Source organism: Streptomyces sp. NPDC048361, from assembly GCF_040651795.1.
Classification (GTDB): Bacteria; Actinomycetota; Actinomycetes; order Streptomycetales; family Streptomycetaceae; genus Streptomyces.
Map to the genome: position 1 here is coordinate 1 of NZ_JBEZKW010000028.1, position 22,936 is coordinate 22,936.

Genomic DNA, 22,936 nt, shown 5'->3' on the forward strand with positions numbered 1-22,936 from the left:
CACGCTCCGGTCGCACTCAACCGGCCTCGCCACGGCACTGATCGCCACATCCACATTACGAAGAGCCTCCCGACCTGGGGAAAGCCGGTGGTCATGCCCCTAATCAGCGGTCTGTCAGTGCCTCCGAAGCTGGTGACACCACCCCCCGGGCCATGCACTCGACAAGGGGAGGTAGTCATGCCAACTCCGAAGGCTGGCAGCCCCATTGCGGGGCTACGAAAACGGTAATGGGGGGCGATGGGCTTGCTGTACGGCCGCCCCATCGTCGCCGCAGGCGGCGGACGAACGGGTCTGGACGTGGGACGCGAACAGCGGGCAGTAGATGGGTACGTACGCGTTCCCGTCCCGCATCAGGGCACTGAGGGTGGCGCCCGACGGGCCGCTGGTGGTGGGACTCGGCGCGGACGTTGCGGTTCTGAGCCACCGCGACTGACGGCACACGACTCTCCATGCCGGGCGAGCGCCGATCATTCCGGGTGGGGTTAACAGGTACGGCGGTGGTCGATGAGAGGCACACTCGGCGGTCCTCAGGACAGGACAAAAAGCGGGGCGCGCGGTCGGGCTCACTGCCGGACCTGGGGCGCCTCGCCCAGGGCCTGCACGTGTCGCGCGACGGCGACCCCACAGCGACCACAAAGCCCCATGGTCAGTGGTGTCGCCGCACAGGCGTGCAGGCCCTGGATGTGCTGCGGGGTCAGTGGATGACGACGAGGCTGCTCTCTTCGCCACCGACCGCGGTGCCGTGGTGGGTGGCGGTGGCCCAGCCGCGTCCGGCGTCCGCGGTGTGGACGTGCGTGGTGTGAGCGAAGTGCATCCAGCGACCGGCGACGAAGGGCTCGCTTCCGGAGGCGACACCGGCGGAGTGCCCACCGGTCGCGACGTCCGCGTACGCGGGAGCGGCGATGCCTCCCAGCGCGATGACGACGACCGACACTGCCAGAGCCTTACTGAACTTGCTCTTCATCAGAAGCCTTTCTCAGGGGATACGTCGACCAGCACGCGTGCTGATCTTTCCCAGCCCTCCTTCCTGGCCCGAGTCACCACCACACCCGCCCAGCCCCGCGACACCTCGACCAGACCAAAAACTCATATCAGCGGCATAGTTCTCCGGACGACGCCCGCGGCACCGCGGACGCGTGTCGCTGTTGGCCAGGGCGCGCTGCCGTGAGGGGCACATCGCCGGCCACCGCAAGGACCGCTGCGCGGCTACTTCCCTCGGCAGTCGGCACGGTGTAGGTAGCACCGCCCCCACACCGCCACCGGTGATCGGACCGGCAGGCCTCTCTCGCGCGGAGTGCAAGGCTGCGGTCCACAGCCCTGCACGGTAGCTGAGCAGGTCAGGAGGCCCGCCCGTACGCGTGTGACAGCACGAGGTAGCCGGTGATGCCGCCGCGACCGGGAGGGTGACCGTGACCAAGCCCAGGGCGATACCGGCCCGGGCGCGCCATCGCCAGACGCCGTCCTCATCGCGCACAGGACGCAGGGAGTTGACCCCATCAACGATGGCGAGAATCCCCAGAGGGATGATCAGCAACAACGGGGCGTAACGAACCGCTGGTGACAGCGAACGCGGCAGCCGCGGCAACCCGAAAAGAACGACAGCGAGCGCGCCGTGCCCCAGCGCCCCGGACCCGACATGCAACGGCTAGGTGGGCAAACACCGTTCAATGCTCATGAGCGGAACCTGTGAGACGCCCGCGTCCCTCCGCATGAGTGCCGGTACTCAGGACGAGAGCTGCCTCCAGTCTGCGGAGAGCGCAGTGCGGAGAGCGCAGTTTCGGGAGGGCCCTTGAGCCTGTCGCTCAACCGCAGGTGCTCGGCGGGGTCGCGGCAACGGTGACCTGGGCGGCCCAGGATCCGGGCTCCCGGGGCGGGTCCCACATCACGTCGACATGTTGTGCGTTGACGTCGCGTGCGAGTTCCATCAGCATGGCCGCCGCGGCGGCCCGTGCCTCGGCTGGGCCGGCGTCGGGCGGAACGTCGGCGAGGTGCCCGCAGAGCATCCCGCCTTCCACTGTCAGGACACTGAGGCGCCACCCTTCCGGCGCCGCGAGAAGGACGAGGCCCTTCGACACGCCCAAGAGGGGTCGCCCCTTCTTCTCCCGCTGTCGTCTCACCATGAGGCCATCCAACCTCGTCGGCCTCCTGATGGTTCAGGCGGGCGGAGCTTCCGGCGCCACGGCGGGGGTGGGTACCCGCTCTGCGCTGGGGCTGCCTGGGCCAGAGCGGGACGGTTTCGGCCTGCACCCGGGCCGCCGACGCCACTCGCCCCGACGACGAGACGTGCTCCATGTCCGGCCGGCCCCAACCGGCCTGGGACCGGGCGCTGTCGGGCGCACCGCGATTGCGTCGGCGACTCCGGTGCCCAGGGGGCCGAGAGGGCCGAGCCCGACATCCCGGGCGCGGCTCCGAGCGCGCCTGCTCGGCGGTACGCGCCTCAAGGGCGAGAGGCCCGCGTGCTCCGAGCGCGCCCGTGCCACCGTCGGCTACGGGATCTCGAGCGCGCGGGTGCGATCCGCGGCTATCGAGCGGTCCTCGACCCGGCGGCTCCGGGGTTGAACTTCGAGGCCCTCGTCTTCGCGACCTTGCGCTGGGAGACATCCGACACCGTCACCGCCTTCGAGGAGGCCGTCGCCGCGATTCCCCACGTGTTGCAGGCTCAGCGGCTGTTCGGCGAGCCCGACTACAGCGCATGCGGCGCATGGGGTTCCCCTCCGGCTGTGGCGGTGACGATCAGGGCGCCGTTCAGGTCGGCGGCCCGGCCGGCAAGATCGGTGGCCCGAATGGTCGTGGCCATAGGGGCACCCCGGCGGGCCCACCCGACCCGAAGCGGGTTTCCTCCGTGGCCCGCAGGAGAGCGGGCCACGGCACGAAGCGCTTCACGGAGCCGGGGGGAGAGAACCGCCACCGCACGCCGGACGTCGTCCATCGCCTCACGCAGGTCGGTGGCGTCCATTAACTTCAGCACCCAGGCGGGTATGACCGTCGCGTGCACGGTGCCTGGCATTGTGCTGGTCCCCTGAACAGGTCACGGGATGTCGAGCAGAATCTTGCCGACCACGCCCTGTTCGAGCGCGGCATGTGCTTCAGCCGCCTGCTCCAGCGTGAAGTGATGCAGGGGCATCCCCACCTCCTCCCCCACACGCAGCGCACCTTCGTCCACGGCTGCCGCAACATCGGTGAGGGCCTGCTGCTTCGCGGCAGCCGGCACGGTATAGACGAAGACGCTCTGCCAGCGCAGGTTGGCCGCCAGCGAGGAGAGCACCGGGACGCAGAGCCGCTCGTCCTCGCCGCCCCCGTAGTACGCCACCACAGCTCCCCGCGCGGCCACGGAGATGTCGAGAGTGGAGTTGGTGCCCGGAGCCACCTCCACAATGATGTCGACGCCTTCGGGGGGCGAAGGCCAGGATCTCTCTGGTCGCGTCCTGCGAGCGGTAGTCGACCACTTGGTGGGCGCCTGCCGCTCTCGCCAGGGCGCCTTTGGCAGGACCGCTGACTGTACTGATCACACGTGCCCCGGCCCAACGGGCAAGCTGGATCGCCGCGTTGCCGACCGCGCCGGCGCCGCCTGCCACCAATACGGTCGCGCCCCGCAGAGCGCCGGGCACGATACGCCCTGGTCCGCCGTCATGAACTGTCAGCGTGCGTGCGGTGGGCAGTTAGGGCCGGAATACCCAGAGCGGCGCCGAGTTCGAATGAAGCGTGGTCGGGCAGGTCGACGGCGTGCCGGTCCGGCACGAGCGTGTACTGCTGTGCCGTTCCCCAGGGCCGCTCCCATGCGGCCTCCCAGATCCACACTCGCTTTCCGACCCGTGCCAGGTCGACCTGCGGACCGACAGCGTCGATGACTCCGGCACCGTCCTGGTGAGGCACCTCCTCGATCATGCCCGGCGGCAGCGCACGTCTGCGACTGCGCCAGTCGGTGGGGTTGACACCCGAGACGTGCATACGGACCCGTACTTCGCGCGGGCCGGGCTCGGGCACGGGGCGCTCGACCAGTTGGAGCACCTCGGGGCCGCCGGCGGTCGTCCGGATGACGGACTTCATCTCTCACTCCTCCGCTCACCCTCGGGCTACTGACCCAGGGGAACGCCGCTCTGCAGCGGCAATGCGGTGAAGCTGCAAGAACGCGGGCGGTGGCTCGAGTGGGTCGTCGCGGCGCGGCGGAAAAGATCGTGCCACCGCTGGACAGATAGTCTGCGCGCAGATAATCTACTAGCAGATTATTTATTGGAGGAGGGTACTCATGTGGGAGTACGAGCACAGCATCGAAACCGGCGCCACCCCCGAGGCGATCTGGCGGCTCTGGGCCGACGTTGAGAACTGGGGCACCTGGAACGCTGAGATCGAGAAGATCGAGTTGAATGGGCCGTTCGCGGCGGGCACGCAGATCGCGATGACGCCGCCCGGGGACGATCCGGTATTCCTTCGCATCGCCGAGGCGGTCGAGAATGAACTGTTCGTGGACGAGGCCCGCTTCGACGGCCTGCTGCTGCGCACCACCCACCGGATCGACCGGATCGACCAGGCCCGGAACCGGGTGGTGTACCGGATGGAGATCACCGGCACCGGCGCCAACGAGGCCGGCCCGCAGATCGGCCCAGGCATCACCGCCGACTGGCCCGATACAATGGCCGCACTGGTCAAGCTGGCTCTCAGCTGATGCCCCTCAGCCCCGGCGACAGCCCCGGATTCCTGCTGTGGCATGCCACCCTGCGCTGGCAACGCGACATTGCCACAGCTCTCACCCCCCTCGGCCTCACCCACGTGCAGTTCGTACTGCTCGCCTGCGCCTGGTGGCTCAACACCCAGGGCGAACACCCCAACCAGCTGGCGCTCGCCCGCCAAGCCGGCACCGACATCAAGATGACCTCCCAGGTACTACGCACCCTGGAACGCAAAGAACTCATCGAGCGTGAAGTCGACCCGGCCGACACCCGTGCCAAACGGCTACGCGTCACCGACGCCGGCGCCGACTTGGCCCCACGCGCGATTGCCGCCGTCGAGCACGTCGACGCACGGTTCTTCCAACCGGTTCCCCTCGACGACGCGGTATCCCTCCTCGGCCGCCTGGCTCATCCCGAATCCTGAAACACTCTCACCGCTAACCGCAGGGCCACCCGGCCTCGAAGCCCCCGGCCAGGGGTATCCGCAACAGACCAGCCGCACCGCCCCCTTCGCCACGTCTCGGGATCGCGGGCGGCCGGCAGACGCACTGCGATCTCATCAGCCGACACCGGCGTAACAGCATTCCCATCGCGCCCGTCACGCGGCCCGCACACAGGCGGCCGCCTGACGGGCGCTGCCGCGCAATCAGGCAGTATCTGCGCACACCTGGGGTTGCACCGGCCCCCAACGCAACCAGCGAGCCACCTACCTCACGTACGCCCGCCGGCCGGCAACGTCTCCGCCCCGTCCGTCGCCGCGAGCGTGACCACGGGCCAGGCGCCGCCGCCGGCCAAGCAGGGCACCATGCTCGGCGGCTTCGCCTGGACACCAGATCCCCCGCGGGCCAATGGCCGGTGGGAGCGCGGGCGGCGGAGCGCCTGCCTCGCCGGCCCCGGCCCGCGCCGCGAAGTTCAGGATGGCAAGACCTCAGACCTGTGCTCTTGCGCAACTTCTTGGAAAATCTTGCGCGATGTCTTGACGTCGCCGTAGGGCGGGGGCAGCCCACGCCAAGGGCATGAAGATCTACCAGGACGTCGTCTACAACCACAGCTCGCGTTGGGGCGCCAAGGGCCTGTTCGTCCCCACGGTCTACGGCGCGCGCCGGGCGCATCCGTGGTGGGAGGTCTATCAGCCCGTCGGTTACGACCTGAACAGCCGTATGGGGACACAGACCCAGTTCGCGTCCATGGTCGCCTCGTGCCACGCGGCCGGCTCAAGGTGTACGTCGACGCGGTGATCAACCACATGTCGGGCGCCGACCAGTCCAGCACCGACTCCTACGGAGGCGACACGTTCAGTGCCAGTTCCCGGACGTATGGTCAGGTGCCCTACGGCGCGGGCGAGTTCCACAGCTACCCCGCCAACTGTCCCAACTCCAGTCTCTCCCTCAACGACTGGAACAACCAGCAGCAGGTCCAGGAGTGCGACCTGTCCAACCTCAATGACCTCTACACCGAGACCGACGGAGTACGCGGCAAGATCGCCGGCTACCTGAACAAGCTCATCGGTTACGGCGTCGACGGGTTCCGGGTGGACGCGGCCAAGCACATCAACCAGGCCGACATGGCCAACATCGAGTCACGTCTGAACGACACCCAGTGGGGCGGCCGGCCCTACGTGCTGCAGGAGGTCTACCCCGGCGGCGGCAACCTGGCTCCGGCTGCGTTCGAGTCCAACGGCAGCGTGATTGGCTTCGACTTCGCCTACGCGGTCAAGTCCGCCTTCCAGGGCAGCGTCGCCAACCTCAAGACCTCGCCTCCTCGGGCCTGCAACCGGCCGACGAGGACGGCGTCATGGTCACCAACCACGACACCGAACGCGACGGCTCGACCCTCAACCACAAGAACGGCACGCAGTACACGCTGGCCACCGAGTTCACGCTCGCCTACGGCTATGGTGCCCCGAGCGTGTTCTCCGGCTACGCCTTCAACGGCCACGACGACTCCCCGCCGGCCAACGCCGCCGGGTTCGTCACCGCCACCGACTGCTCCTCCGGCGCCTGGACTGCACCGACCGCGAGCAGGGCATCGCCAACATGGTCGGCTGGCACAACGCCGCCGCCGGCCAGACCGTGGCCAACTGGTGGGACACCGGCGGCAAAGCCATCGCCTTCTCCCGCGGCAATGCCGCCTGGATCGCGATCAACAACGGCAGCAGTGCCCTCACCCAGACCTTCACCACAGGCCTGGCGGCCAGCACCTACTGCGACGTCATCCACTCCACCCCGAACGCCTCCGGCGCGTGCAGCGGCGCGACGGTGACGGTCGGCTCGTCCGGCACGGCGACGGTGACGGTCCCGGCGGGAGACGCCGTCGCCATGTACGGCACCGGCACGCCACCGCCCACTACGCCGCCGACGACGTCGCCCCCACCCCGCCCGCGGGAACGGTGACCGAGACCTTCCACGAGACCGCGACCGTCCCGGCTGGCCAGAAGGTCTACCTGGTGGGTTCTCCCGCGGCCCTCGCCAGCTGGAACACCAAGGACGCCGTGCCGCTCACCTCCAGCGACGGCACGCACTGGTCTGCCACCGCCGGCCTGCCGGCGAACGCGTCGTTCGAGGACAAGTACATCCTCAAGGACGCGCAGGACAACGTGACCTGGGAGCCCGGTGCGAACCGCACCGCCAGCAGCGGCACGTCCGGGACGACGCTGAACGACACCTGGAAGTAGCCCATCCGAAGTGCCCCGCCCCCCGGCAGCCGCGATGCCAGGGGCGGGCGTCACGGGTGGCTGTGCGGGGCTTGGAGCGCCTTCGCGGCCGCAGGCAACTACCGAGGGCGGCCGCCCGCTCCTGGGCGAAGGGCGGCACCCACCGGTCCGCTCGCGTCGTGATGGGCGGCAACACCAACGACTGCACCCGGTTCATCGCTGTGATGGGGCGATCCGGGTGCTCCGGACCGGACCGGGACGGCCGTGCGTCCGACTCGATCATGTCCTGGGCTACAAGGGCTACAGCTCGAAAGCGATTCGCGCCTGGCTCCGCCGCCGCGACATCGCGCACACCACTCCCGAGCGGGCTGACCAGGTCCGCAACCGGACCCGGCGCGGTAGCCGCGGCGGCCGCCCGCCGGCCTTCGATCGGGAGGCCTACAAGCACCGCGACGTCATCGAACGGTGCTTCAACCATCTGAAGCAATGGCGGGGTATCGCCACCCGCTACGACAAGACCACCCAGTCATATGAAGCAGCCGTCACCCTCGCCTCACTTCCGATGTGGGCGAGCTGACGAACCGGAGCGCAACACTCAGGCGCCACGGTCGGTCCGGGAAAGGACTCCGGTAACGGACGACGAGTACGGCTCTCGTACGGTACGCGGCAGTGACACCTCGACCAGTTTGCCGTCGTAGATCATCCAGAGGCCGAAGCAGTCGTCCTCCTCGTCGCGGACGAGGACTTGAACGGAATGCGGATACGGCCACGCCAGAGACTCCAGATGACTCAGCAACCCACGCCAGTTGTGGCGGATGAACTGAATCACCCATACGTAACACTCCACGGACGGCATACGCGACCCGTCAAACATGCCGTCATCCACACGTGTAAAGCACTGGTGCCAGTCCCGGCCCTCGTCGGGGCGAGTAAGCGGTTCCATGATCTCTTCGGCCCCTCGCGCCAGAACGATGACCTCTGCATATCTACTCATCAGCCCATGATGACCGTGACCCGTCAGAGAGGAATCGAAGGCAGATCACATTTTGACGACAGGCCCTGGCTGGGGCGAGGCCCGGCGGATCGGGAGGCCGTCCGCCGGGCCCGACCGTCAGGTGCGGTAGGCGAAGTAGACCGCGTTGGGGTACGAGGCGATGAGGCTCGCCAGCGACTTCCGGTAGGTGTTGGTCGAGTGGTAGGTGAGGTACGGAGTTCCGGTGCTGCTTCGGTAAGTCACCATCATGGAGTGGTCCTTGGACCCGTCCCGGTCGAAGTCCATCTGAAGGACGTCGCCGACGTCCATCTGGTACACGTTGGCCAGGTTGGTCGCACGCTGATTGGAGAGCGTGAACCACGCGAAGTCGTTCACGCCGACCCAGGAGTCGGTCTGGAGGGCGCCGTCGTACCACCAGTTGCGGTAGTCGGACGTCGAGCCAGGCGCGTTCTTCCATCCGCCGGCCTTGAGGGCCTGGCTGACGAAGTTGGTGCAGTCGCCGCCCGCGCCGTTGAACTGCCGGTAGGCCGGGTTGTAGTTCTTCCAGTACTTCTCGGCGTACGCGGCCATCGCGGCGTAGTCGTAACCCGTGCCGGTCTTCGTCTTGGGCTTGGCCGGCGCGGGGTACTTCGTGGACGCCGGAGTGCCGTCCGGGTAGGTCTGTCCGTCGTCCGTGACGACGGCGGCCTTGGCAATAGTCGGCTCGTTGACGGCGACCGGCCCGTCGTCCTTGGACTTGATCGATGTCAACTCCCAAACAGATCCCGCGGTGTTGGTGAGTGCGAGCTCGTACCGCGTCCGGAAGCCGGTCGTGGCGGGCTCGTCGCCACGGATCTTCTTGTAGGTGAGCGTGGTGTCCTCGGTGACCTCCACGGTCGCCTGACGACCGGACACCGTCGCCTTGTTCACGGCGACGTGGGTGTCCGCGTCGGTGTAGCTCTCACCGAGTGCGTTCAGCCGCGTCTTGCGCGACCGCAGCGACGCCAGTGCGGCGTCCTCGTCCCGCTTCAACTGTGCCGACATACGGGCCTTGGTGCCGGTGGTCACCGCGGAGTGGCGGCCGGCTCGGTCCTCGACCAGGGCCTGACTGCGCTGCGTGAGAACGTCACCCGCGATGCGGGCGAAGGTGCTGACGGTCGCGCTGTCCGCCGCGTGTGGCCGCGGGGCGGCGCTGGCGGGCGTGGTCGGCAGGAACGCCGACGACAGGACCCCGGCCAAGGCGACGCCTATAGCAGGTCGGAATGTCTTTGATATCACTGTTTTCCCCTTGTCACCGGTCCGCATGAACCAGTGCGGTGAAATCTTGGCATGAGTTGCCGCGTCTTTGGACCCGTTCGTCGGCCGCGACCGCAACCGGACCTCGTTTCAAGGGTCTCGGCCGTAAGCCCTGGACGGACGGTGTGTGCGTCCACCGTGCTCGGGCAGGCGTCAGTGGCACGACGACGGCGGCGTGACCAAGGACGGTTGCGCCACCGCCCGAACAGCAAGGAGGACGCATGGCGAACGAGTACGACGGCGAGGTCTTCGGGGCGGCTTCGAAGCAAGGGCGACCCGATGGCGCCACCGGCCCCTTCCCGTTCGACCCCGCCGTGGTGGACCGCTACCGGGCCGGCGACGTGGTCGAGCACGGCAGCGTCCGCTACCGCGTCGGCCGGACCCCGCCGTCCGGAACTCCGGGAACCGACGCGGCCGTCGGCTACACGCCGACCGGAGTCGACATCTGACGGGACCTCGGGGTGGAACGTAACTGGTGCGGGGCCCGGCGATATTCGCCGGGCCCCGCGTCTGCGCTGTTTTTCGGTTGGTCCGACTTCCTGCTGCTCGATTCCTGCTGCTGGTTTCCTGTTGCCGTTTCCTGTCGCCGGTTTGCTGCCGGTTTGCGCGACCCCGCAGAAGCGGTTGCGAGCGGCACGCACAAACCGGGCCGTCCGCCCTGCCCCGGGCCGCTGCCGCGGCGCCCGCACGGCGTGGTGCTTGAGGGGCGACCACGGGGACTTGTGTTGCGACAGGCATGCCAAATAAGTTCTATATTCGCACCAACTATCCACACGCGGCGGCTGCGGCGACCATGGGGGACACAACTGCGATGGCTGACACCGACGACGCCTCCCGTGTCCCGGCAGAGTCCCGGGCCGTCCGCAAGGCGCGCAGGAAGGCGCAGAACCGCAGGAGGTTCGGAGTCGGCGCCGGCATCCTGGCGCTGGGTGCGACCGCTGCCACCGCGTACGCCCTCACGGCGGGCAGCCCGTCCGATGCGGCCGAGCGGGGCAAGAAGACCGCGGCCTCCCCCTCCTCCGGACCGGACGGAAAAACCGGCGACGGCAAGGGCAAGGAAGAGGCCTGGGACGGCAAGACCAAGGTGCTCGGGGACGGCTCCACGTCGTACACCGGCCCGCAGCCCGGCCAGCTCAAGCCGCAGCGGCTGAAGCCGGGCGAGAAACCCCCGCAGTTCGTGGTCTTCTCCTGGGACGGCGCGCTGGAGGGGGACGACCACCTCTTCTCCCACTTCCGTCAGGTGGCCGAGGCCAACAAGGCGCACATGACGTTCTTCCTGACCGGCATCTACCTGCTGCCCGAGAGCAAGCGGATGCTGTACCGCCCGCCGCAGCACAGCCAGGGGTCGGCCGCGATCTCCTACCCCACCGTCGAGCACGTGAAGACCACCCTGGAGCAGTTGCGCGGCGCCTGGGCCGACGGCGACGAGATCGGCTCGCATTTCAACGGCCACTTCTGCGGCCCCAAGGGCGGTGGCGACTGGAGTCCCGCCGAGTGGAAGAGCGAAATAGACCAGGCGTACTCGTTCGTGAAGACGTGGAAGACCAACACGGGATTCACCGACGAGGCGCCGCTCCCCTTCGACCCCGACCGCGAGGTCGTCGGCGGCCGCGCCCCCTGCCTGGAAGGGCAGAAGAACCTCATCCCCGCGATCAAACCGTACGGCTGGCGTTATGACGCGAGCTCATCGGGCGACTTCCAGCTCTGGCCGAACAAGATCGACGGCATCTGGAACTTCCCCTTGCAGCTCATGCCCTTGCAGGACAAAGAGGTGCAAGTCCTCTCCATGGACTTCAACTTCCTCTACAACCAGTCCGGCGAGAGCACCCAGGGCGACCCCTCGAAGTACCCGGCGTGGCTGGAGCAGACCCGCAAGTCGTATCTGAACGGCTTCAACCGCGTCTACAACGGCAGCCGGGCCCCGATGTACATCGGCAACCACTTCGAGGACTGGAACGGCGGCATCTACATGAAGGCCGTCGAGGACGTCATGAAGGACGTCTGTCCGCGCGAGGGCGTGCGGTGCGTGTCGTTCCGTGAACTGTCCGACTGGCTGGACGCCCAGGACCCGAAGGTGCTGGCCCAGTTGCGCCTGCTCGACCCCGCAGAGGCACCGGACTGGAAGACGCTGGTCAAGTAGATCAAACAGGTCGGGTCGGCAGAGCCGAGCCTGGGTGGGCCCTCCCCCGGAAGCGCAGCGGCGGGGGGTACGCGCCGTGGATGCCCGGGACCACGCGAGCTGCGGTCACTTCACCGCCTTCATATGGCGGCTGTCGTCTTGACGCAGGCGGTCACTTCACCGCTCTGATGTAGTCCGACCACAGCCGCACCGCTCGTTCACTGCTCGGGGTATCGGGAGCGTCGCCGCCGAGGCCGGTCAGGGACAGCGGCACCAGATCCGTCAGGGACATCCGGTAGATGACCACGGCCGTCGATTCCCGCGCGGTGTTGGCCGCGAACCAGCCGACCGTGTTCCCGGCGGTGGTTCCGGTCTTTCCGCCCGTGCCCGGGTGAACCGTACGGGCGCTCTTCGCGGTCCCTTGTGTCACCGCGTCCCGCAGGGCGTCCGTCACCGCGCGGGCGGCCCTGGCCGACATCGCGCGGGCCGGCTGCGGATTGTCGAGCGGCGTCGCGGCGCCGTTGCGGGAGATCGCGCGCACGGAGTACGGCTCGGTGTGCATGCCTTCGGCGGCGAAGGTCTCGTAGGCGCCGGCCACGCGGATGGCGCTGGGTGTCGAGTTCTCCCCGAGAGCGAAGAGGGGAACGTGCGGGCCGAGGCTCGACGTGAGCATGCCCGAGCGCTCGGCAAGGGCGTCGACCCGGTCGAGCCCGACATCGAGGCCGAGTTGAAGCATCGGGGTGTTGACGGAGTTGGCGATGGCTTGGCGCAAGGTGACCTGCCCCCAGTTCCGTCCGCCGTCGTTCTGCCCCTTCGCCACCTTGCCGCCGCGGTCCCAGTACGGGCCTTCGGGCGTCTTCACGGTGACATTGTCGTTTCCGTTGTACTTGGCGGACGGGCTGATGGGGGTGCGGGGCTTGTCGCGCGAGCGCACGATGCCGTCATCGAGTGCGGTGGCGTACACGAACGGCGTGAAGACCGTCCCGACCGGCACGGTGGTCGCGTTCGACTCGTTGAAGCCCTGCTTCAGGTAGTCGGGTCCGCCATAGACCGCGAGCAGCCGGCCGTCGGGGGCGACGCTCGCCGCACCGATCTTCGCGTGCGCGTCGGTGGCGGGCCGCCGTGTGGCGTCGAAACTCTTCTGCGCCTTCTGCACGGCAGCGGTCAGGGCCGTCATGCGGGACTTGTCGAACGTCGTGTAGATCTGGTAGCCGCCCAGGTCGAAGTCGGCGTCCTTGATGTGACCGGCCCTGGTCGCGTACGCCTTGGCCAGTTCCACCAGGTAGCCGGACTGGCCCTTGGCGTCGCCGGTGACGGTAGGCGCCAGCGGCTCGGGAAACTTCGTGTACTTCGCGCGTTCGGCGCGGGTGAGGGCGCCCGTGGAGACCATCCGGTCCAGGGTCCAGCCCCAGCGTTCCACAGCGCGCTCGTGGTTGTCCTTGCTGATGGCGGGGTCGAAGAGCGCGGCGCCTTTGAGAAGCGAGGCCAGGAAGGCGCCCTCACTCGGATTGAGCTGGGAGACGTCCTTGCCGTAGTACGCCTGTGAGGCCCGCTGGATGCCGTATGTGCCGCGCCCGAACCAACTGGTGTTGAGGTAGTCCTGGAGTATCTGCTTCTTGCTGGTCTGCCGGTCCAGCTTCACCGCGAGCAGGATCTCGGTGAACTTCCGCGAGACGGTGCGGTCCTGGTTGAGGTACGCGTTCTTCACGTACTGCTGGGTGATGGTCGAACCGCCCTGGGACTCGCCGCCGGTGACCGCGGCCTTCATGGCGCGCAGGATGCCGTAGGGCGAGACTCCGGAGTCGCTGTAGAAGCTCGCGTTCTCAGCCGCGAGTACGGCGCCCTGGACCTTCGGAGGCACCTTGTCGAGCGGCATCTCCTGCCGGCTGACCCAGCCCGTACGAGCCATCTTGGAACCGTCGGACCAGTAGTAGACATTGTCCTGCTGCGTCGCGAAGGTGTTGAGATCGTCCGGTATGTCGGTGGTTGCGTACGCGTATCCGATCAAGCAGCACAGGCCGAGTGCCCCGGAACCGACGAGTCCGATCCACTGCCGCCAGGACGGAATCCAGCGCCGCCAGCCGGCGCGGCCGGCCCGGGGGTAGGCGGGCCGCAGGCGCCGCGGCACGGTGCGCAGGAAGGCGACGAACGGCGAGAGCGCACGCCACGACCTCGCTATCGCACCACTCGGGCCACGCTTGACGGCCGCGCGCCGACGCCCCTGAGCGACGTCATGGCCGTCTTCCTCGCCACCCCACCACCCCCGCCCAGCCCCACCGCGCCTGCTCACACTCAGTATCCCCTCTACTGCAATTCCACCCACACCCTAGAACAGGAGTACGCAGTGATCACTGAGAGGTGGGGGCTGGTGCGAAATGCGGTAGCCGGTGGCGCGGGCACGGGAGTCGCTCATGGGCCAGAAATCGGGCGTTCCGCCGTGCATTACGAGCGGCGGAGAAGCTGGGACATCAGTCATCAAGTAGCACCCAGTGCCCTCATAAGGGCTATGTGGGGCGGAACGCAGGATCGATCCCAGCCAGGGCTCCGTGCAACAGGCAGCATGTGGCCCGTGGGTTGCCGGAGCCCCTTGCTCAGGACTTCCAGTGGGGAGGCGGCCTCGCGCTCCCTCTTCTTCCAGCGTCGCGGCTTGGCGATGGGCGTGAGGAACAATGCGATCACGCAGTTCTGGGCAAGGTGGCGTGAGACGTGCGGTTTGGTGTCAAGCGGGTACGGGGTGACGGCGCCCTCGACGTTCTGATGTAGGCCGCCGCTCCCCACAGCCGGCCCCCGATGATCAATCGAACCGGCGATCATCCAGCCCCGAAGCCACCAGCTCAACGTTGCCAATGCCCGCTCATTGGTGCGCTCTTCGGTCTGAAGCGGCGCGGCACATGACGTCAGTCCCGGCCTGTAGCAGTGGCGGTCGCCGGACGATCGCAGCCCCCATGCGAGCAGCATCCCCGTGACCAGTGCTGTCACGTGGCCGACGGGAGTGACCGCCAGCTTGGTCAGATCGCTCATGATGTGCGGTGCACGGACCGCAAGCACGGCGAGCGCGGTCCAGCGGTGCCACCACCTGGCTCCCGCTACCGGCCCGGCTGCCAGGGCCGAGGGGATCAAGTAGGACGGGCCGACATCCAGCATCGTACGCAGCGCCGGGTCTGCTGGCCGGCCGCGATCCGTGCCGCCAGCAGCCCTTCGCTTACCAGGGCGTGTTGTGAAAGTGCTGGTCGCAGAGTCTCGCTGAGGACCTTGACCAGCACGGCCGCTGCTGGGGCGGCGAGTGGCTGGTCAGTGCACCAGCAGGTCGATCACGCCCGTCAGGTCCTCCTCGCCACTGCCCTCGGCCAGGCGGCGGCGCATCAGCTCGAAGTAGGGACTGAGTAGTTCCGGGCTGACACCCTGCTGCTCGGCGGTGCTCAGGAAGGTCGGCGTGCCGGCCACCTGCATGGAGAGATTGGAGACGGCACCCTTGGTGTAGTCGCCGCTCCGCAGCTGGTCGGCAGTCTGGTGAACCGCCGGGGCCATCGCGACGAGCCAGTCGGCGAGCAGCGGGGCGAGCGCCGCGGGATCTATGTCCTCCTTTCGGATCAGGGCGAAGGCGTGCGCGGCACCGGCGAACATCCCGTACATGGCGCTGAGCAGGGCCACGTCGTGCAGAGCCGCGAAGCCCGCGTCCTCGCCGACATGGGTGGTACCGGCCGGGACGGCGAGGGTCTCCTGGTGCCGCTCGAACAGCTCCCGCGAGCCGCTGTAGAAGACGTAGCCGCCGGCCTCCGGGACGCCGATCATCGGCGGGACGGCCATGATCCCGCCGTCCAGGTAGCGGGCACCGCGCTCGCGGGCCCACTCGGCGCGGGCGCGGGCCTGGGCAGGGGTGCCGGTGGTCAGGTTGACCAGGTCCCGGCCGGCCAGGTCGGTGCCGGCCAGCACCTCTTCGACCGAGGCGTCGTCCAACAGACAAACGATGACCAGGGGGTTCGCCGCGACCGCCTCAGCGGCGCTGTCCGCGACCCGTGCCCCCTCGGCGGCGAGTGCCGCGGCGCGGGCCGGGGTGCGGTTCCAAACGGTGAGCGGGTGGCCGGCGGAAAGCCAGGTACGGGCCAGCGCAGTGCCCATCGCACCGAGGCCCAGCAGCGTGACGGAAGTCTTCTCAGCAGTGTTGTGTGCCATGCCGATAGGCTGGTCACAGGCCCGGAAGTGATCAAGTACGCACTTCGGAGTGGGTGGTTACCCCGGGGTGAGCGAGCACGTCAGAAGGGTGGGGCATGACGACGCTGAACCGGCCGAGCGCACCAGACGGACACGTCTGCGGGATCGACACCGCGATGGAGGTGATCGGGGGCAAGTGGAAGGTGCTGATCCTCTGGGCGCTCCACGAGCACCCCTACCGCCGCTTCGGCGAGCTGCGTCGGCTGCTCCCCGGCATCACCGAGAAGGTGCTGGCCTCTCACCTACGGGAGCTGGAAGCGGACGGCGTCGTGCGCCGCGTCTCCTACGACGAGGTGCCGCCCCGCGTCGAGTACTCGCTGACCGAGGACGGCATGCACCTCAACGACGCACTCCAGCCGCTGGCCGCCTGGGGACGCGAGCGGCCGACCACTCGAGGGCTGGAAGAGAAGGCGGCCCAGGGTCTGTTGTGAACGTGCTGGTCACAACCACGCATTGACGGCCGTGACCAGCACGGTCGCCTCGTAGCGGACCGCGAGTTTGTCGTATCGCGTGGCCACCGCCCGGTGGCGTTTCAGCCGTCTGCTGACAAAACGGGGAGCCAGGGAACGTGCTCAACTTGTCATTGCCGCCTACGAAAGCGGACTGACGAGTACGTGGGGGTGCACGACGTAGCGGCGGACGGTGATACGCATCCGGGCGCGGGGCCGCCCGGGCTGGCTGGCTGGCTGATAACTACCGCACCGTCCGCCACGAAATCCTCGACGAGACGAGGGCGAGGGCGAGGGCGAGGGCGAGGGCCAAAAGTAACATCGGTATCGTGCCGCGCCGACAACCTTCGCGGATTCCGTGTCGACCCCGAATCCGTCGCAGGAGGCGACTGGCCTGTTGTGTCGCACATCCACTTCGAGCCCGAAGGTCTTGAGACCGAGCTCGTCGATGAGCGCCGGCAACCGGTCCTGTCCGGGGCCCACCCACTGCCCACCGCCCTCGGTGTCGACGCCGTCTGCGACGTCCAGGTTGACGGTGCGGCCGCCGACCCGATCGCCCGCCTCGAGCACGACCACCGCGTGCCCGGCCTGGGTCAGACGCCGCGCTGCCGTCAGTCCGGACACTCCGGCACCGATGACGACGACGTCGGCCTGCTCCTGCTCGTTCATCTCGTTCCCTCGACAGCTCTCGGAGAAGGTTTGTCGAGCAGTGTGCAGACGAGGTGACGCTGTGATCTACGTCATTCTGCGGCGCCTTTCGGCGCTTCGTGACGCAGGTTGCAGCGTCGAGCAGGAGGCCGCGAGGTCCAGCTCCATGCCCGTTGGCCTCGGGAGGACCGTCGCGTCAGGCGCCCACTGACTCGCCACCATGCCGTCCTGGCATCCCTTGCCGCAGGCATTGATCGCACCAACCGGCCTGGGTTTCCACGAGTGGTACGAGGCACATGCCGGCCGGGCCTCGCCGACGATGCCGACCACCTGTGCCGGCGGCCGCCCCACGCAACGCGCCGCTCCACGCAACGCGCTGCTGCCTCGACGAGGCGAAGCCGACCAGGCCATGGCGTGAGCTGACACGGGGCGATCTGCCCTGCCAGGTGCTGGCAAAACGGGGGCCGAAGCACAGTTGATACACATCCGCAGGGCGCTCGCAGTCTGGCGTTGACCGGGCGGAAGCGCCGGTCCTGAAGTCTTGGGCCGTACCCGGAGCACGGTGTACGAGTCCCGGATGTGGGAGGCGGCCGAGGTGTCCACAGGTACGAAGCGTCCAGTCGGTGTGGTGCCGCAGGGGCTGAGCCCGATGGTGCGGGACGCCGCCCGCCGCCCGCTGCTCCGGCGTCTGCCGCGGCGGGGCCGGTGGCTCGCCGGATGCGCGGTGCTCAGTGCGCTGGCCATGGCCTGCAACTGCCTTCTCCCCAACAGCTTCGGTAACCTGGGCAGCCTGTTCCAGACGGTGCTGCCCTGGACGGGCCTGGTTGTGCCGGTCCTCCTCGTGCTCGCCCTCGCGCGGCGCTCCGGGCTCGCGTTGGTCGTCGTCCTGATTCCGGCCGTGGTGTGGTGCTGCCTGTTCGCGGGGGTCCTCGCCGACAAGGGGGCCGCCGGCGGGGACCTCACGGTGGTGAGCCACAACGTGAACGAGGAGAACGGCGACCCCGGCGGAACCGCCCGCGCTCTGATCGCCTCGGGCGCCGATGTGGTGGCACTCGAAGAGCTGTCCCGGAAGGCGTCCGCGAAGGACACCTACGCGCGGGAGCTGGCGTCGGTCTATCGCTATGCGCAGGTGCGCGGCGGGGTGGGGGTGTGGAGCAAGTATCCGCTGAGGGCGGTGGAGCCGCTGGAAATCATGCCGTGGACACGGGCCCTGCGCGCCACGGTCGACACGCCGCAGGGCCCGGTCGCCGTCTACGTCGCGCACCTGGCGTCGGTGCGGGTGTTGCCGAGCGGCTTCGCGACGGCGACCCGTAACGAGTCGGGGGCCAAGCTCGCCGCGCTCGTACGGGCCGAGCCGCTGCCCCGAGTCGTCGTGCTCGGCGACTTCAACGGATCGGTGGAGGACTCGGCCCTCAAACCCCTTGCACAGCAGTTGAGTTCGGCGCAGGCGAAGGCCGGCGGCGGGTTCGGTTTCACCTGGCCGGCCACGTTCCCGGTGGTGCGTATCGACCAGATCATGGTGAAGGGGATCAAGCCCGTCTCATCGTGGACCCTGCCCGCGACCGGCAGCGACCACCTCCCGGTCGCGGCGTCGCTGAACCTGTGACGACCCGGAACCCGTGACGACCCGGAACCCGTGACGGCCCGCAACCCGTGACGACCCGGAACCTGTGACGGCCCACCAACCGCACCACCCAGGGGCACGCCACGCGCCGCGGGCTCGGCGCGACCGCGTACGGCTCTGCCGTGGTTACGCTTCGGTCAACGACCGGCACGTTTGCTGCCGCGGGGAAATTTGCTGCCGCGGGGAAAGGTGACCTCTTGTCTGGACCCCTCTCGTCCGGCCCCCTCGTCCCGGACCCGGTCAGGGTGCTGGTCGTCGAGGACGACGCGGTGATCCGCCGTGCCGTTCAGCTGGCACTGGAACGCTACGGGTACGAGGTGTCCGTCGCAGCCGACGGACTCGACGCTCTGGATGCATTCCGGGCCGGGCGGCACGACCTGCTGATCCTGGATGTGATGCTGCCCGGCCTCGACGGCATCGGCCTGTGCCGGCGCATCCGCGAGGAGAGCCTCGTACCGATCCTGATGATGTCCGCCCGCGGCGACGCCCTCGATGTCGTCGCCGGGCTCGAAGCGGGGGCCGACGACTACGTCATCAAGCCCGTGGACACCAGCATCCTCGTCGCCCGCATCAGGACCCTGCTGCGGCGCGCCTCCTTCAATGCGTCCCATGCGTCAACCGACACGGCGCGGCCCGGACGGACCTCCCCCGCGGATGACCCCGCCACACTCGCGTTCGGGGACCTGACCATCAACACGCTGGGGCTGGAGGTGCACAGGTCCGGCCGGCCCGTGCCGCTGACACCGACCGAGCTGCGGCTGTTGCTGACCTTCGCCGAGCACCCCGGTGTCGTCCTCGACCGGCGCATGCTGCTGCGCGAGGTGTGGGACTACGGCTGGGAGGGCGACACCCGCGTGGTCGATCTGTGCGTGGTGCGGCTGCGCAAGAAGATCGGCGCCGACCGCGTGGAAACCGTCCGCGGCTTCGGCTACAAGCTCGTACGGGACTGAGCGACGTCCATGAACTTCCTCAACCCCCGCGCCCTGCGCTGGAAGATCGCCGCACTGGTGGCGGTGGCCTGCTGTGCGGTCGCCACCGTCATCGGCGTTCTCGTGCACAACGCGACCGCACAGCACGGCCGGGCCGCGGGCCAGGACCGCTCAGTGACCCAACTGCGCGCAGCACAGGACGAGTTGGACCGGACAGGCCGACGGCCGGAGACGGCAGACCTCGGACCGGTCGACGAGCTGCCCGAGCCGCTGCGGGCGAAACTGGCAGACGTGCGACTGCCCGGCGAGTACGCCCTCTGGTATGACCAGAGACCGCCGAACTGGTACTGGATGTGGGCCGCGGTGCGCGTCGGCGACCAAGTCCTCTCGGTGCGTACGGACATGAGCGCGGAGGTGCGCGGCCTCCAGCTCCTGGACCGCAGCATCGTCAAGGCCGTGCTGGTGGCCCTCGCCTTCGTCGTCCCGTTGGCCGCGCTGGCAACGGAACCGATCAACCGGCGGCTGCGCCATGGCTCCCGCACCGCCCGGCACATCGCCGACGGAAACCTCGATGCCCGCATCGGCCGTCCCGGCAGGGCCAGGGACGAGATCACCGCGATGTCGTCGGCCGTGGACGACATGGCCGCCGCCCTGCAGCGGCGGCTGGAGTCCGAGAAGCGGTTCACCGCCGACGTTGCCCACGAACTGCGCACGCCCCTGATGGGCCTGGTGACCGCGGCGGGCTTGCTGCCGACGGGCGACGAGGCGGCGGACCTGGTGCGCACCCAGGTGCACACCCTGCGCGGCCTGATCGAGGACCTCCTGGAGATCTCCCGGCTCGACGCCGGCGCCGAGGTAGCGCACCGCGACACGGTACCGCTGGGTGAACTGGTCTCCGACGTGGTCCGCCGCGGCTGGGCCGACACGCGTGTCCGCTTCGAGGAGCCCGCCCAGGTGCGCACCGATCCGCGCCGGGTGGAGCGCGTCATCGGCAATCTGATCGCCAACGCCCACCGGCACGGCGCGCTTCCCGTCGAGGTCACCGTGGCCGGGACACGGGTCACGGTACGCGATCACGGGCCGGGCTTCCCCGACGCTCTGCTCACCCACGGCCCCCAGCGCTTCCGCACGAACAGCGCCGAGCGCGGGCACGGACACGGCCTCGGGCTGACCATCGCCCTGGGCCAGTCCGAGGTACTCGGCGCCCAGCTCAGCTTCACGAACGCCCCCGACGGCGGCGCGACAGCCACCCTCGAACTCCCCCGGACCTGACCGTCGCGCCGCCAGAACCCCTACCGACGCCACCGCCAGGCGGGGCTGTCGTTTTCCGAGGTCGCCTGCACGGAGTCCCACGCTCGGCCGCACTCCGGCCCGGACGCGGCACGAGGCGCGCCGAGGAACGGGCTATGCGCCGCCGTCGTCACCGTCGCCATCGCCGTCGCCGTCGCGCAGGGAATGAATCATTTTCTGCAGGATCCGGAATGCTCCTGTCTGCTCGGTCTCGGTCATGCCGGCCAGCATTCTGACCTCGACGGACCGGACCGCTACGGTCGCCTTCTCCAGACTCCGTCGCCCGCGAGGCGTGAGCCGGGCGGGAAGAACCTTCCCGACGGGCGCCTCCGCGGGCCTGCTCACGTAGCCATCTCGTTCCAAGGCCTGAAGCAGCACGTTCATCGACTGACGTGTCACGAACGCGCCCCGCGCGAGCTCGGAGTTCGACAAGCCCGGCCGCTGGGCCAGCAGTTCGAGGCAGGAGTAGTGCGTCACGCTCATTCCGAGTGGCCGCAGCACCTCCTCCATGGCTGCGCGCAGGGCACTCGAAGCCTCTTTCAGCAGGTAGCCCAGTGACTTGTCCAGGTCGATGCCGACATCGCTTTGACTCATGTCAGAAGTCTGACATAGCTTTACCTGTGTCAGGAATCTGACACGAAGAGAAGGAGCATTATCATGCCCGCGACCGGCCCCGACTTCATCTCGCTCCAGGCACGCGACCTCGACGCTTCGCAGGCGTTCTACGAGCACTACCTCGGCCTCGTCCGCTCGCAGGCCGGACCTCCGCACGCCGTCGTCTTCGAGACCAGGCCGATCGCGTTCGCGCTCCGCACCATCGTTCCCGGCACGGATCTCGCATCCGTCGCCCAGCCCGGCATCGGTGCCGCGATCTGGCTCCATGCCACAGACGTCCAGGCCATCCACGATGCTCTCGTCGCCGACGGTCACACGATCGTCTCCGCACCGATCGACGGGCCCTTCGGCCGGACGTTCACCTTTGCCGACCCCGACGGTTACCACGTCACTCTCCACGACCGTGCCTGATCGGCGAACGCCACCGCCGATCACCGTGGCAGCGCCCCGTGCCCGCCGTCGCGCAAGTTGGGCGTCGGTCATCGTGGGTGCCTGCTCCAGCAGTTCGTCGAGAAGCCTCCCGGCGCGGGCCGTGCGGACCAGTGCACTGTCGGCGAGCGGTCCTTCGGCGAAGCCGTCGCGTACGGACAGGCCGGGCTCGATGAACGTCCTGGTGACGGTCGGTCCTTCCACCCGGCCGCACCCTGGTCGCCCCGGTCGGAGATGCGGTCCCAGGACCGAGTGGGCGGCAAAGTGGTGCACCGACGCCGTCAGCGTCGCGTCCTGGCCGCCGGCCCCGGGCGGGGAAGAGACCTCATACGCGATGGCATCAGTAATCCGACCATGAAGGCTTCGCCTGCCCGGCACCCGGGCCGATGTCTTCTCCGCCGCATTCGAACGGCAGGGTCTGACGATGAGGTCACGGTTGGTCATCGGCTCTCGGCCAAACTGTGGAACACGCGCGCCGAAACCAGCGCCGACATCCCCACCATCCGCGGCATCAACCTCGCCGCCTTCTCGACTCCCGCCGAGGCCGACCTCGTCGACAGCCTGCGCGCCGATTCGACCGCCTGGATCAAGGGCCTCTCCCTCGTCGCAGCGGACGAGACAGGCCACCTGGTGGGTCACGCGCTGCTGACCCGCTGCCACATCGACACCACGCCGGCCCTCTGCCTTGCACCGAGCGCCGTCCGGCCGGAACAGCAGCGCACCGGTGCCGGCACAGCGGCGGTCCGTGCCGCCCTGGCCGCGGCACGATCCCTCGGTGAGCGCCACGTGGTCGTCCTCGGGCACCCGGCCTACTACCCCCGGTTCGGGTTCACCCGTGCCTCGAATCACGGCATCGGGCTGACCATCGACGTCCCCGATGACGCCTTGATGGCCCTCAGCCTCGACGCCGGCCATCCGCTCCCCAGCGGGACCGTCCGCTACGCCGCCGCGTTCGGTATCTGACCCGGCACGTGCCGCGCGGGGCTGGCCCCCGCGCGGCACGTGCTGGTCGCCGATCTCAGGATCGCCTCG

The 22,936-nt window shown here is 68.7% G+C and carries 23 protein-coding genes and 6 pseudogenes; 17 read left to right on the forward strand and 12 right to left on the reverse strand.

Annotated features, from left to right (window positions below; genetic code table 11):
* Positions 1 to 694: 694 nt before the first annotated feature.
* Complete coding sequence (locus AB0D31_RS17780; protein WP_362723521.1) at positions 695 to 964, reverse strand: hypothetical protein; 270 nt, start codon at positions 962 to 964, stop codon at positions 695 to 697.
* 838 nt (positions 965 to 1,802) lie between these two features.
* The gene (locus AB0D31_RS17785) at positions 1,803 to 2,081 is read right to left on the reverse strand and encodes a hypothetical protein (RefSeq protein ID WP_362723761.1); all 279 of its coding nucleotides are present in this window, start codon (positions 2,079 to 2,081) and stop codon (positions 1,803 to 1,805) included.
* Between the two features lie 369 nt (positions 2,082 to 2,450).
* On the opposite strand from AB0D31_RS17785, the pseudogene AB0D31_RS17790 reads away from it, so the two are divergent.
* Positions 2,451 to 2,687 (forward strand): annotated as a pseudogene (locus tag AB0D31_RS17790) (Lrp/AsnC family transcriptional regulator); the annotation flags it as partial.
* A gap of 341 nt (positions 2,688 to 3,028) precedes the next feature.
* Here the strand turns inward: AB0D31_RS17790 and AB0D31_RS17795 are convergent.
* The 3 genes and pseudogenes from AB0D31_RS17795 to AB0D31_RS17805 form a co-directional block, all read right to left on the reverse strand.
* Positions 3,029 to 3,367: a zinc-binding dehydrogenase gene (locus AB0D31_RS17795; protein ID WP_362723524.1), complete on the reverse strand. Its 339-nt coding sequence runs from the start codon at positions 3,365 to 3,367 to the stop codon at positions 3,029 to 3,031.
* 91 nt (positions 3,368 to 3,458) lie between these two features.
* Positions 3,459 to 3,608: pseudogene (locus AB0D31_RS17800) on the reverse strand (NADPH:quinone reductase); the annotation flags it as partial.
* 19 nt (positions 3,609 to 3,627) lie between these two features.
* Entirely contained in the window at positions 3,628 to 4,047 is a 420-nt protein-coding gene (locus AB0D31_RS17805; protein ID WP_362723526.1) for an alcohol dehydrogenase catalytic domain-containing protein, read from the reverse strand.
* Positions 4,048 to 4,246: 199 nt separating this feature from the next.
* Between AB0D31_RS17805 and AB0D31_RS17810 the strand changes: the two genes are divergently transcribed.
* The 7 genes and pseudogenes from AB0D31_RS17810 to AB0D31_RS17840 form a co-directional block, all read left to right on the forward strand.
* Complete coding sequence (locus tag AB0D31_RS17810; RefSeq protein ID WP_362723529.1) at positions 4,247 to 4,663, forward strand: polyketide cyclase; 417 nt, start codon at positions 4,247 to 4,249, stop codon at positions 4,661 to 4,663.
* Positions 4,663 to 5,091: a MarR family transcriptional regulator gene (locus tag AB0D31_RS17815; RefSeq protein ID WP_362723531.1), complete on the forward strand. Its 429-nt coding sequence runs from the start codon at positions 4,663 to 4,665 to the stop codon at positions 5,089 to 5,091. Before AB0D31_RS17810 ends, AB0D31_RS17815 begins: the two co-directional genes overlap by 1 nt.
* A gap of 592 nt (positions 5,092 to 5,683) precedes the next feature.
* Entirely contained in the window at positions 5,684 to 5,905 is a 222-nt protein-coding gene (locus AB0D31_RS17820) for a hypothetical protein (RefSeq protein ID WP_362723534.1), read from the forward strand.
* Between the two features lie 8 nt (positions 5,906 to 5,913).
* Positions 5,914 to 6,186, forward strand: a pseudogene (locus AB0D31_RS17825) (alpha-amylase); the annotation flags it as partial.
* A gap of 517 nt (positions 6,187 to 6,703) precedes the next feature.
* Positions 6,704 to 7,060 carry an alpha amylase C-terminal domain-containing protein gene (locus tag AB0D31_RS17830; RefSeq protein WP_362723740.1) on the forward strand — a complete coding sequence of 119 codons (357 nt, stop codon included), beginning with the start codon at positions 6,704 to 6,706 and terminating at the stop codon, positions 7,058 to 7,060.
* Positions 7,057 to 7,341 (forward strand): carbohydrate-binding module family 20 domain-containing protein, encoded by a 285-nt coding sequence (locus tag AB0D31_RS17835; RefSeq protein WP_362723743.1) that lies wholly within the window; start codon positions 7,057 to 7,059, stop codon positions 7,339 to 7,341. The genes AB0D31_RS17830 and AB0D31_RS17835 overlap by 4 nt, the downstream gene beginning before the upstream one ends.
* A gap of 149 nt (positions 7,342 to 7,490) precedes the next feature.
* A pseudogene (locus AB0D31_RS17840) lies at positions 7,491 to 7,897 on the forward strand (transposase); the annotation flags it as partial.
* Positions 7,898 to 7,915: 18 nt separating this feature from the next.
* On the opposite strand, the gene AB0D31_RS17845 reads toward AB0D31_RS17840, so the two are convergent.
* Positions 7,916 to 8,314: a hypothetical protein gene (locus AB0D31_RS17845; protein ID WP_362723536.1), complete on the reverse strand. Its 399-nt coding sequence runs from the start codon at positions 8,312 to 8,314 to the stop codon at positions 7,916 to 7,918.
* 117 nt (positions 8,315 to 8,431) lie between these two features.
* The gene (locus AB0D31_RS17850; RefSeq protein ID WP_362723539.1) at positions 8,432 to 9,532 is read right to left on the reverse strand and encodes an amidase domain-containing protein; all 1,101 of its coding nucleotides are present in this window, start codon (positions 9,530 to 9,532) and stop codon (positions 8,432 to 8,434) included.
* A gap of 278 nt (positions 9,533 to 9,810) precedes the next feature.
* On the opposite strand from AB0D31_RS17850, the gene AB0D31_RS17855 reads away from it, so the two are divergent.
* The gene (locus AB0D31_RS17855) at positions 9,811 to 10,038 is read left to right on the forward strand and encodes a hypothetical protein (protein ID WP_362723541.1); all 228 of its coding nucleotides are present in this window, start codon (positions 9,811 to 9,813) and stop codon (positions 10,036 to 10,038) included.
* A 362-nt stretch (positions 10,039 to 10,400) separates the two neighbouring features.
* Positions 10,401 to 11,729, forward strand: coding sequence for a hypothetical protein (locus tag AB0D31_RS17860; protein ID WP_362723544.1), 1,329 nt, complete (start codon positions 10,401 to 10,403; stop codon positions 11,727 to 11,729).
* 151 nt (positions 11,730 to 11,880) lie between these two features.
* Here AB0D31_RS17860 and AB0D31_RS17865 read toward each other — a convergent pair whose 3' ends face one another.
* The 3 genes from AB0D31_RS17865 to AB0D31_RS17875 all read right to left on the reverse strand — a co-directional run bounded on the left by AB0D31_RS17865 (position 11,881) and on the right by AB0D31_RS17875 (position 15,881).
* Positions 11,881 to 13,836 (reverse strand): transglycosylase domain-containing protein, encoded by a 1,956-nt coding sequence (locus AB0D31_RS17865; protein ID WP_362723547.1) that lies wholly within the window; start codon positions 13,834 to 13,836, stop codon positions 11,881 to 11,883.
* 347 nt (positions 13,837 to 14,183) lie between these two features.
* A complete protein-coding gene (locus AB0D31_RS17870) occupies positions 14,184 to 14,729 on the reverse strand; it encodes a hypothetical protein (RefSeq protein ID WP_362723549.1) in 546 nt (181 codons plus the stop codon).
* 270 nt (positions 14,730 to 14,999) lie between these two features.
* A complete protein-coding gene (locus tag AB0D31_RS17875) occupies positions 15,000 to 15,881 on the reverse strand; it encodes an NAD(P)-binding domain-containing protein (protein WP_362723552.1) in 882 nt (293 codons plus the stop codon).
* 95 nt (positions 15,882 to 15,976) lie between these two features.
* On the opposite strand from AB0D31_RS17875, the gene AB0D31_RS17880 reads away from it, so the two are divergent.
* Complete coding sequence (locus AB0D31_RS17880; protein ID WP_362723554.1) at positions 15,977 to 16,351, forward strand: helix-turn-helix domain-containing protein; 375 nt, start codon at positions 15,977 to 15,979, stop codon at positions 16,349 to 16,351.
* 82 nt (positions 16,352 to 16,433) lie between these two features.
* A pseudogene (locus tag AB0D31_RS17885) lies at positions 16,434 to 16,553 on the forward strand (DNA-binding response regulator); the annotation flags it as partial.
* A gap of 248 nt (positions 16,554 to 16,801) precedes the next feature.
* Here AB0D31_RS17885 and AB0D31_RS17890 read toward each other — a convergent pair.
* Positions 16,802 to 17,038, reverse strand: a pseudogene (locus tag AB0D31_RS17890) (FAD-dependent oxidoreductase); the annotation flags it as partial.
* Between the two features lie 628 nt (positions 17,039 to 17,666).
* On the opposite strand from AB0D31_RS17890, the gene AB0D31_RS17895 reads away from it, so the two are divergent.
* The 3 genes from AB0D31_RS17895 (at position 17,667) to AB0D31_RS17905 (ending at position 20,842) form a co-directional block, all read left to right on the forward strand.
* Positions 17,667 to 18,623: an endonuclease/exonuclease/phosphatase family protein gene (locus AB0D31_RS17895; RefSeq protein WP_362723746.1), complete on the forward strand. Its 957-nt coding sequence runs from the start codon at positions 17,667 to 17,669 to the stop codon at positions 18,621 to 18,623.
* A gap of 215 nt (positions 18,624 to 18,838) precedes the next feature.
* Complete coding sequence (gene cseB / locus AB0D31_RS17900) at positions 18,839 to 19,591, forward strand: two-component system response regulator CseB (protein ID WP_362723557.1); 753 nt, start codon at positions 18,839 to 18,841, stop codon at positions 19,589 to 19,591.
* Between the two features lie 9 nt (positions 19,592 to 19,600).
* Positions 19,601 to 20,842 (forward strand): HAMP domain-containing sensor histidine kinase, encoded by a 1,242-nt coding sequence (locus AB0D31_RS17905; RefSeq protein WP_362723560.1) that lies wholly within the window; start codon positions 19,601 to 19,603, stop codon positions 20,840 to 20,842.
* Positions 20,843 to 20,974: 132 nt separating this feature from the next.
* Here the strand turns inward: AB0D31_RS17905 and AB0D31_RS17910 are convergent, their stop codons facing one another.
* The gene (locus AB0D31_RS17910) at positions 20,975 to 21,454 is read right to left on the reverse strand and encodes a MarR family transcriptional regulator (protein ID WP_362723563.1); all 480 of its coding nucleotides are present in this window, start codon (positions 21,452 to 21,454) and stop codon (positions 20,975 to 20,977) included.
* Between the two features lie 63 nt (positions 21,455 to 21,517).
* On the opposite strand from AB0D31_RS17910, the gene AB0D31_RS17915 reads away from it, so the two are divergent.
* Together AB0D31_RS17915 and AB0D31_RS17920 are read left to right on the forward strand one after the other, a co-directional pair.
* Positions 21,518 to 21,886, forward strand: coding sequence for a VOC family protein (locus tag AB0D31_RS17915; protein ID WP_362723565.1), 369 nt, complete (start codon positions 21,518 to 21,520; stop codon positions 21,884 to 21,886).
* Positions 21,887 to 22,258: 372 nt separating this feature from the next.
* Positions 22,259 to 22,867 (forward strand): N-acetyltransferase, encoded by a 609-nt coding sequence (locus AB0D31_RS17920; RefSeq protein ID WP_362723568.1) that lies wholly within the window; start codon positions 22,259 to 22,261, stop codon positions 22,865 to 22,867.
* Positions 22,868 to 22,936: the final 69 nt, after the last annotated feature.